General features: G+C 66.1%; 10 protein-coding genes. 5 read left to right on the top strand and 5 right to left on the bottom strand.

Annotated features, from left to right (window positions below; all coding sequences use genetic code 11):
- Positions 1-123: 123 nt before the first annotated feature.
- Entirely contained in the window at positions 124-1,191 is a 1,068-nt protein-coding gene (gene mnmH / locus KBY65_RS07005; RefSeq protein ID WP_094559568.1) for a tRNA 2-selenouridine(34) synthase MnmH, read from the bottom strand.
- 67 nt (positions 1,192-1,258) lie between these two features.
- Between mnmH and KBY65_RS07000 the strand changes: the two genes are divergently transcribed.
- Together KBY65_RS07000 and KBY65_RS06995 are read left to right on the top strand one after the other, a co-directional pair.
- Positions 1,259-1,987 (top strand): GUN4 domain-containing protein, encoded by a 729-nt coding sequence (locus KBY65_RS07000; RefSeq protein ID WP_255000990.1) that lies wholly within the window; start codon positions 1,259-1,261, stop codon positions 1,985-1,987.
- 55 nt (positions 1,988-2,042) lie between these two features.
- A complete protein-coding gene (locus tag KBY65_RS06995) occupies positions 2,043-2,480 on the top strand; it encodes an ATP-binding protein (RefSeq protein WP_094559570.1) in 438 nt (145 codons plus the stop codon).
- Here the strand turns inward: KBY65_RS06995 and KBY65_RS06990 are convergent.
- Positions 2,419-2,745, bottom strand: a complete 327-nt coding sequence (locus KBY65_RS06990; protein WP_255000989.1) for a DUF6439 family protein — start codon at positions 2,743-2,745, stop codon at positions 2,419-2,421. The genes KBY65_RS06995 and KBY65_RS06990 overlap by 62 nt on opposite strands.
- Before the next feature lie 61 nt (positions 2,746-2,806).
- On the opposite strand from KBY65_RS06990, the gene KBY65_RS06985 reads away from it, so the two are divergent.
- Positions 2,807-3,076 carry a hypothetical protein gene (locus KBY65_RS06985; protein ID WP_158217025.1) on the top strand — a complete coding sequence of 90 codons (270 nt, stop codon included), beginning with the start codon at positions 2,807-2,809 and terminating at the stop codon, positions 3,074-3,076.
- Here the strand turns inward: KBY65_RS06985 and KBY65_RS06980 are convergent.
- Positions 3,073-4,131 carry a class I SAM-dependent methyltransferase gene (locus KBY65_RS06980; RefSeq protein WP_255000988.1) on the bottom strand — a complete coding sequence of 353 codons (1,059 nt, stop codon included), beginning with the start codon at positions 4,129-4,131 and terminating at the stop codon, positions 3,073-3,075. The genes KBY65_RS06985 and KBY65_RS06980 overlap by 4 nt on opposite strands.
- A 282-nt stretch (positions 4,132-4,413) precedes the next feature.
- Complete coding sequence (gene glnA, locus KBY65_RS06975; protein ID WP_255000987.1) at positions 4,414-5,832, bottom strand: type I glutamate--ammonia ligase; 1,419 nt, start codon at positions 5,830-5,832, stop codon at positions 4,414-4,416.
- Between the two features lie 208 nt (positions 5,833-6,040).
- On the opposite strand from glnA, the gene KBY65_RS06970 reads away from it, so the two are divergent.
- Together KBY65_RS06970 and KBY65_RS06965 are read left to right on the top strand one after the other, a co-directional pair.
- Entirely contained in the window at positions 6,041-6,559 is a 519-nt protein-coding gene (locus KBY65_RS06970; protein WP_094559574.1) for an allophycocyanin subunit beta, read from the top strand.
- A gap of 44 nt (positions 6,560-6,603) precedes the next feature.
- Positions 6,604-7,797: a pyridoxal-phosphate-dependent aminotransferase family protein gene (locus KBY65_RS06965; protein ID WP_255000985.1), complete on the top strand. Its 1,194-nt coding sequence runs from the start codon at positions 6,604-6,606 to the stop codon at positions 7,795-7,797.
- On the opposite strand, the gene KBY65_RS06960 is transcribed toward KBY65_RS06965, so the two are convergent.
- On the bottom strand, positions 7,730-8,212 hold the full coding sequence (locus KBY65_RS06960; RefSeq protein ID WP_094559575.1) for a nucleoside deaminase: 483 nt from the start codon (positions 8,210-8,212) through the stop codon (positions 7,730-7,732). The genes KBY65_RS06965 and KBY65_RS06960 overlap by 68 nt on opposite strands.
- Between the last annotated feature and the right edge of the window lie 66 nt (positions 8,213-8,278).

Genomic DNA, 8,278 nt, shown 5'->3' with positions numbered 1-8,278 from the left:
CGAAAGGTTTTGGGCTTGCTCATGTCCCATTCTCCAGCCCAGATCCATTGCTGTCACTGGAATCTGGGCAGATTGGAGAGCGTCTGTGGAGAAGCAGGCGGTGGGGTTATGTGCGACAGGCTCCTAGGAGCCAGCCTCAGAGTGGACCGCAGTTGCAACACTGCGCTCCTCTGCCTCCTGCAGCAGCCGGCTGGCGGCGGCATCGGCAGCGATTCCCGCCAGGTCGACGCTGGTCAGCACTGGGCTGTTCCGGCGGCTCAGCTCGTGGTCGTAGCAGCGGTCGTAGTAATCCAGCATCTGGACGCAGGCGCTGGCCCAGTCGCAACGGTCGATTGCTTCCAGGGCCGTGGCGGTGCGCTGAGGCCCCAGCCGACGGGCGATCCGTTCGGTGGCCTGGCGCAGGGCCTCCTGCCCCTGGTTTCCATACACCGCCACGAGCTGCTCGACACGCTCTGCCAGTGGGCGCTGGATCTCGATCGCGGGCGCCTCCCCCATCTGCCGCCACAGACCGGCGGGGATCCGGCAGCGGCCCACCTGGGCGCTTTCCGCCTCGACCCAGATCGGCGCCTGGCCCTCGAGAGCCTGCAGGTTGGACGCAAGACGATTTTCGTAGTGCTCGCTGCTGGGTTGGGTCGGCAGCCCCAAGCCGCCAAAACTGCTTCCTCGGTGGTGGGCAAGCCCCTCCAGATCAACCACGGCTGCTCCCTGACGCCGCAGGGCCAGCAGCAGATCGGTCTTGCCGGTGCCGGTGCGTCCGCCCAGCACCAGCAGCGGCCAGGGCCGCTCGAAGGTGTCCAGCACCCAGCGGCGGTAGGCCTTGTAGCCACCCTCAAGCAGCAGCACCGGTAGCTCCAGGGTGCTGGCCAGCCAGGCGACGCTGCCTGAGCGCATGCCGCCCCGCCAGCAGTGCAGCCGCAGGGGTGTGTTGTGCTGACCCAGCCGGCGCAGCTCCTGGCCCAGCGCTGCCAACTTGGGACCCACCAGCTCCAGCCCAAGCTGGATCGCCGCAGGGCGACCCTTGTGCTTGTAGCAGGTGCCCACCTGAGCCCTTTCGTCATCGCTGAACAGGGGCAGGTTGAGGGCGCCAGGGATGTGGCCCTGGGCAAATTCCTGGGGACTACGTACATCGACGATGGGCCCGCCTGCCGCCAGGAAAGCTGCCACGGTGAGGGGGGGGCTGGCGCCCGGCATCGTTGTTGTGGATCTCTGCTGACATAGTGGTCCCACGCTGGCTTCGCTTCAGGCTTCGACCCCTTCCATGCTTTCCGGTCCTCCGGTCACCGCCACCACTAGCGCCAGCCCCGAGTCTCTGCTTGAGCGCTTTCAGAGCGGCAATCCCCGACAGCGTCGTGCCCTGCTGGCCGCCCTGCAGGAGCAGCGGCAGCTCCTGCGGCCGCTGATCGCCGACCACCTGTCGGCCCTCGATGCCACTGGCGACGACTGGGCCGCCGGTTTCCTGATCCAGTTGTTGCTCGACGAGAGTGACGGCCTGCGCGACGCCTTCCTGGCCCGGTATCCCCTGGGGTGGCTGGCCACGGTGTCGGCGCGAGGACTCGACTACGCGCCGCTGCAACAGGCCCTGATGGCCCAACAGTTTGAGGAGGCCGATCGGATCACCAGCGCCCTGCTGCGGGAGCTGGCCGGGCCGACCGCGGTGCGCCGTGGCTATGTGTATTACAGCGAGGTGCCGCCGATGCCGTCGGCCGATCTCGACAGCCTGGATCGCCTCTGGGTGTGCTTTTCGTGCGGGCGTTTCGGGTTTTCCGTGCAAGGGCGACTGCTGCGCAGTTGCAACGACCGCTGGGAGCTGCTCTGGCCCAAGTTGGCCTGGAAGGACGGGGGCCGGTGGACCCGCTACCCGGGCTCCTTCCAGTGGTCCATCGATGCGCCCGAGGGGCACATGCCCCTGGTGAACCAGCTGCGGGGGGTGCGGTTGATGGATGCCCTGCTCAGCCATCCCGCTCTGCAACAGCGCATCAACGCCTGAGCCAGGGTGCCGGCAGCGGCGTAGGGTCGAATTGGCCCCTGCGGATCCCAGCCGGATGGCGCTGCGCTGGTCAGATTTCATCACGCCTTCGACCCTGCAGCTCGCTCCGCTGCTGGAGTTGCTGATTGAGCCGATCCGCTGCCTGCAGCTTCAGAGCCAGGTGCAGCTGGGTCTCCAGGAGGCGCTGGTCAACGCGGTGCGCCACGGCAATGGTTGCGATCCGGCCAAGTGCCTGCGGGTGCGGCGGATTGAAACCCCGCGCTGGCTGGTGTGGCAAGTGCAGGATGAAGGCCCGGGGCTGCCGCCGGATGCCCGCACCACGTCCCTGCCGGAGCAGCTTGACGCCACCGGCGGACGAGGCCTGTTCTTGATCCACAACTGCTTTGACGACGTGCGCTGGAGCAGCCGCGGTAACCGGCTGCAACTGGCCGTCAGTCGCCAGCGGGCTGCGGTGCTGTCGCCGGTCGGTGGCTGGGGCAACCGGGGTCGCTGAGCTCCCCCCGCAACCAGCCCAGGCCGTGTTCCACCAGTTCGATGGCCTGCTGGCGGGCGGCGCTGGCCTGGGGGGCGCTGGGGTCATCGCCGCCCAGCAGGAGCACCAGGGCAGCGGCCAGCTGCTCCGCTCCCCGTCGGGACCGCTGGGCCTTGAGGGCGTGCCAATCGCGATCGCCGATGGCCAGTTGGCGCTGCAGGGCCAGGGCCTGATCCAGGGCTCCCTCAGGCCAGCACCGGGATGGCTTGGGCGGCGAGGTGGGCACTGGACGTTTGTTGATGGCAGGCCCCATCCTGATGCCACTGCTGCGTTGCTGTGAGCTGGCTATGCCGAGCCGACCCCTGGGCCACCATCTGGTACACCAGCCGATCCGTCTGCTGCACCTCTTGGACGGCTTGTTCACCCAGGCCTCGCTGACGCGCCACAGCTCCGGGGTGACCCAGCGGCGCCAACGCCAGCGCCTGGCCCTGACCCAGCGCCTGCTGGATCCGCTGCCGGAGTCTTTGGCACCCCCGCACCGGGTGGAGGTGTTGTTCTGGCGTGGGCTGCGCTGGTCGACCGCCGGATTGCTGCTGGCCTGGTTGCTGAAGCGTTAACGCGGTTTACGCGCTGTCCAGATCCGCGTCATGAAGTGGGATTCGGCGGCGACGGCTTCAAATCCAGCCTGCCGCATGCGGCCGTCGATGTCGTCGCTGATGTAATCGCGGTAGTAGGGCTCGTGGAACACGCGCCGGAAGTTTTCCATCGCGGCGCTGAATTGGGGGGAATCGGCCAGCTGCACCGAGTCGGCCAGCACCACCACCCCGCCGGGCTCGAGCACGCGATAGGCCTCATCAATCACCGCCTGACGGGCGTCTCCAGGCAGTTCGTGAAACAGGAAGACGCAGGTGAGGCCTTGGAACGTGGCCTCCGCAAAGGGCATGCTTTCGCCATTGCCCTGCACCAGCTGGGGCAGCTCGCCGGGCAACTGGCTCAGCCATTTGTTCGCCTGGCGAAGGTAGGCCGTGGAGAGATCCAGGCCCACCATCTGGGCCTGGGGCAGGGCGGCCCGGATCTGGCGCAGCGTGCGGCCGGTGCCGGTGGCCACGTCGAGCACCCGCAACTGGCCCGCTGGCCGATCGGTAAAGGCTTTGATGCCTCGCAGCAGCGGCGCCAACACCCGCCGCCGCATCGGATCGGCGGTGCCGTTGAACAGAATCTCCACCTGCAGGTCGTAGAGGGCTGCGGAGTGGTCGCTCAGGTAGCCGTCAGTCTGGTGGTGAAAGTTCTGGAGGTAGTAGTCGGGGTAGGCGGCCGGATCCACATCCTGGGGTAGGTCACGCACGTTGCGCTCGCTGCGGCGGGTCCAGGTGCTGGGCATGTCCAGCCATACCAGCGGGTAACGGCTGGCCCAGTCGAGCCAAGGGGCATCGAATAGCAACGACGCTGGATACAGACCCTGCTCCGCCTCCTGCCAATCACGCTCGTGCAGGCAGTCCATCGACTGCTTGAGCCGGCCCATCAATTCCGGCGGCACCGGCACGGTTTTCGGGGTGCCATCCGGAGCCAGCAACCCCATCAGCCGGGTGCTCACTTCCTTATGGGTCAAGCCCAGCAAAGCCTTGCCCTGCTGCATGGTTTGGTAGGCCAGCTTGGTGAGCTGATCGGGCATGGCTGGGCAATCGCGTGCTGCCATTCCAGCCGATTGCCCCGGCGAGCGCGAGCAGCGAAGACCTGTGCCCCCCCCTTGTGTTTCCAAGCAACGGCTCGAGATACAGCCCCCATGGCATGCAGCGATCCAGGAAGTCCTCGAATTCCAGGCCTGGAGACTCAGCTGAGCTGTGCTCGATCTGAGCTGATCAGTGTTCGGATTCGGCAGGTCCGCTTCGACCATCAAAAAGCCCCGGCCTTTGGCCAGGGCTCAGGGATTGAGCGCAATGCGACAGCTCCTTGATCAGGCGTCGTAATACATCACGAATTCGTGGGGGTGGGGCCGCTGGCGCAGCTGCTGGACCTCCTCGTATTTGAGAGCGATCCAGTTGTTGATGAAGTCTTCGGTGAAGACCCCGCCGGCCAGCAGGTAGTCCTTGTCGGCGTCGAGGGCCTCGAGGGCGCCGTTGAGGGAGGCGGGCACCGTGGAGATCTTGGACAACTCCTCCGCCGAGAGCTCAAACAGATCGACGTCGGTGCCATCGCCCGGATCGATCTGGTTTTTGATGCCGTCGATGCCGGCCATCAGCATGGCGGCAAAGCCCAGGTAGGGGTTGGAGAGGGCATCGCCAGAGCGGAACTCCAGGCGCTTGGCCTTGGGGCTGGGTCCGGTGAGCGGGATCCGCACAGCTGCGGAGCGGTTGCCCTGGGAATACACCAGGTTGACCGGAGCCTCGAAGCCCGGCACCAGACGCTTGTAGCTGTTGGTGGTGGGGTTGGTGAAGGCCAGGAAGCTGGGGGCGTGCTTGAGCAGGCCGCCGATGTACCAGCGGGCGGTTTGCGAGAGGTTGGCGTAGGTGCCTTCGCCGAAGAACAGCGGGTTGCCACCCTTCCAGAGGCTCTGGTGCACGTGCATGCCGCTGCCGTTGTCGGCAAACACCGGCTTGGGCATGAACGTGGCCGTCTTGCCGTACTTCTTGGCAATGTTGCGCACCACGTACTTGTAGATCATCACGTTGTCGGCCGCGCTGATCAGCTCGGCAAACTTGATGCCCAGTTCGTGCTGAGCCGTGGCCACCTCGTGGTGCTGCTTCTCGATCGGCACACCCAGGCTGCCCATGGTGAGCAACATCTCGGAGCGCATCTCCTGAAGGGTGTCGTTGGGCGAAACCGGGAAGTAGCCCTCCTTCAGCTGGATCTTGTAGGCCAGGTTGCCGCCTTCCTCAAGCCGGGCGGTGTTCCAGGGGGCTTCGATCGAATCGACGCTGTAGAAGCTGCTGCCACTACCGGAGGTGTAGCGCACATCGTCGAAGACGAAGAACTCAGGCTCCGGACCGAAGTAGGCCGTGTCGGCGATGCCGGTGGAGCCGAGGTAATTCAGCGCCTTCTGGGCCAGGGCGCGGGGGCAGCGGGCATAGGGCTGGCCGCTGCGGGGCTCCTGGATCGAGCAGATCAGGCTGAGGGTTTTGTGGCTGTAGAAGGGGTCGATCCAGGCGGTGTTCGGATCCGGCACCATCGCCATGTCCGATTCATTGATCGCTTTCCAACCGCGGATCGAGGAGCCGTCGAAGGCCACACCTTCGCTGAAGGCGGCTTCATCGATCAAGTCGTTGCAGACCGTCAGGTGCTGCCATTTGCCGTGCAGGTCGACAAATTTGAGGTCGATCAGCTCGATGCCCTCGTCTTTGATCTGACGCAGGACCTCTTGGGCTGTTTTGGCCATGACGAACAAAAGAGTGGGTGCCGCCCTGGTCGCGGCGTGGCGGGACCGTACGGATCACCCCGGCGCCGCTGTGTATCGCTTGTAACCAAATGGTGGGCAGCGCTTGCGTAACCGTTTCTGTCAACTTCCCCAGAACGCGCCCCTGGCCTGGGATTTGGCCAAATGTGAGTGCTACGTTCCGCTGTAGGTGCGTCGATTCGATCCCGCCATGCGCGATGCCATCACTGGTCTGATTGGCCGTTACGACCAGCTCGGCCGCTATCTGGACCGGGACGCGATTGACCGGATCTCGGCCTACTACTCCGAGTCGGAGGTGCGTCTGGCGGCCGTGGAGCTGATCAACCGGGAAGCGGCGGCGATCGTGCGGGAAGCGGCCCAGCGCCTCTGGCTGGCGGATCCCGAGTTGATCCTCCCCGGCGGCAATGCCTACACCACGCGGCGGCTCTCGGCCTGCCTGCGCGACATGGACTACTTCCTGCGTTACGCCAGCTACGCCCTGATCGCCGACGACGCTTCGATTCTCAACGAGCGGGTGCTCAACGGCCTGGACGACACCTACAAGAGCCTGGGCGTCCCCACCGGCCCCACCGTGCGCAGCATCGCCCTGATGGCGGATGTGGTGTGCGAGATGTTGCTCGATGTCGGCGTAACCGCCACCAACGTGGTGCGGGTTCCCTTCGAGCATCTCTGTCGTGGGCTCGGCGCCACCAACGTGCGTGCTCGCTAGGCCGTTCGTCGCTGCTTAGGCTCGATCGATCTGTTCATTTGGTTTTGGTTTCCCTCCCCGTGCTGCCCCCCGTTAATTCCGCCCACCGCCGCACGCTGGGTCCCATCGCCACCCCAAACCGCCTGCTGCTCGGTCCTGGGCCGTCCAATGCCCACCCCACGGTGCTCCAGGCCCTAGCCCGCACCCCGATCGGCCACCTCGATCCGCTCTACGTCGAGCTGATGGGTGAGGTGCAGGAGCTGCTGCGTTACGCCTGGCAAACCGACAACCGCCTCACCATTCCCATGAGCGGCACTGGCAGTGCCGCGATGGAAGCCACCCTGGCCAACACGATTGAGCCCGGCGACACCGTGCTGGTGGCGGTCAAGGGGTATTTCGGTCTGCGCCTCGCCGACATGGCCGGCCGCTACCGGGCCAATGTCGTAACGCTGGAAAAGCCCTGGGGCGAAGCCTTCAGCCTGGCCGAGCTGGAGGAGGCTGTGGCCACTCACCGGCCCAAGATCCTGGCGATCGTCCATGCCGAAACCTCCACCGGCATCTGCCAGCCCATGGAGGGCATCGGCGATCTCTGCCGTCAGCACGACTGCCTGCTCTTGCTCGACACGGTCACCTCGCTTGGGGCCGTTCCCCTCTACCTCGATGCCTGGAAGGTGGATCTGGCCTACAGCTGCAGCCAGAAGGGCTTGAGCTGCCCTCCCGGTCTCGGTCCCTTCACCATGGGGCCCCGGGCCGAAGCCAAGATGATGGCGCGCCAGGGCAAGGTGCCCAACTGGTACCTCGATGTCACCCTGCTCAACCAGTATTGGGGCAGCGACCGGGTGTATCACCACACCGCTCCGGTGAACATGAACTTCGGCATGCGCGAGGCCCTGCGCCTGCTGGCCGAGGAGGGGCTGGACTCGGCCTGGGCCCGCCACCGCAGCAATGCCGAACGTCTCTGGGCTGGCCTGGAGCGTCTCGGCCTTGAGCTCCATGCCCCCGAGCACCTGCGCTTGCCCACCCTCACCACCGTGCGCATTCCGGAGGGTGTGGACGGCAAGGCCTTCACCCTCCACCTGCTCAACCAGCACGGCATCGAAGTGGGCGGCGGTCTTGGCGCTCTGGCGGGCAAGGTGTGGCGCATTGGTCTGATGGGCTACAACAGCCAGCCTGTAAACGTCGATCGGCTGCTCAATCTGTTCGAAACCGAGCTGCCGGCCTTCCGTCCCGCTGGAACCCCTGCTGCCGTCGCTGTCTGAACCACGCGGCCAGCTGATCTCCAGCTGGTTCCCCCAACACTCCGCCGATCACCCGCATGTAGTGATGGGCGCTGGCTGCGGTGGCAAGGTTGTGGCAACTGCCCAGGGCGCCACGCTTGGGATCCAGTGCGCCAAACACCACGGTGCCCATGCGGGCCTGCACCAGGGCACCGGCGCACATCGGGCAGGGCTCCAGGCTTACCAGGAGGGTGCAGCCGTTGAAGCGCCAGTCGCCCCGCAGGCGTGCCGCCTGCCCCAGGGCCACCAGCTCGGCATGGCCGAGTGGATCGGCGTGGGCCTCGCGTCGGTTGCTGCCCCAGCCAATGCAGCGCCCCGCCTCATCCAGCACCACCGCCGCCACCGGAATCTCGCCGCTGGCTCCCACCCGCTGGCTGTGGCGCAGCAGGCGCTGCATCCATTGCTCATGGGTCCACAACGGCGCGTGCTGCGCCAGGGGCTGGGGGTCTGGGGATTGGGTGGA

Origin of the sequence: Cyanobium sp. Alchichica 3B3-8F6, assembly GCF_024346435.1 — a bacterium.
GTDB lineage: Bacteria > Cyanobacteriota > Cyanobacteriia > PCC-6307 > Cyanobiaceae > Cyanobium_A.
Note: the sequence above shows the minus strand (reverse complement) of the source record. Positions and strands in the feature narration are given on the sequence as shown.

Coding starts and splice junctions, on each gene's coding strand:
- mnmH (WP_094559568.1), bottom strand. CDS start 1,191: ATGCCGGGCGCCAGCCCCCCCCTCACCGTGGCAGCTTTCCTGGCGGCA.
- KBY65_RS07000 (WP_255000990.1), top strand. CDS start 1,259: ATGCTTTCCGGTCCTCCGGTCACCGCCACCACTAGCGCCAGCCCCGAG.
- KBY65_RS06995 (WP_094559570.1), top strand. CDS start 2,043: ATGGCGCTGCGCTGGTCAGATTTCATCACGCCTTCGACCCTGCAGCTC.
- KBY65_RS06985 (WP_158217025.1), top strand. CDS start 2,807: ATGCCGAGCCGACCCCTGGGCCACCATCTGGTACACCAGCCGATCCGT.
- KBY65_RS06980 (WP_255000988.1), bottom strand. CDS start 4,131: ATGCCCGATCAGCTCACCAAGCTGGCCTACCAAACCATGCAGCAGGGC.
- glnA (WP_255000987.1), bottom strand. CDS start 5,832: ATGGCCAAAACAGCCCAAGAGGTCCTGCGTCAGATCAAAGACGAGGGC.
- KBY65_RS06970 (WP_094559574.1), top strand. CDS start 6,041: ATGCGCGATGCCATCACTGGTCTGATTGGCCGTTACGACCAGCTCGGC.
- KBY65_RS06960 (WP_094559575.1), bottom strand. CDS start 8,212: ATGCAGCGCCTGCTGCGCCACAGCCAGCGGGTGGGAGCCAGCGGCGAG.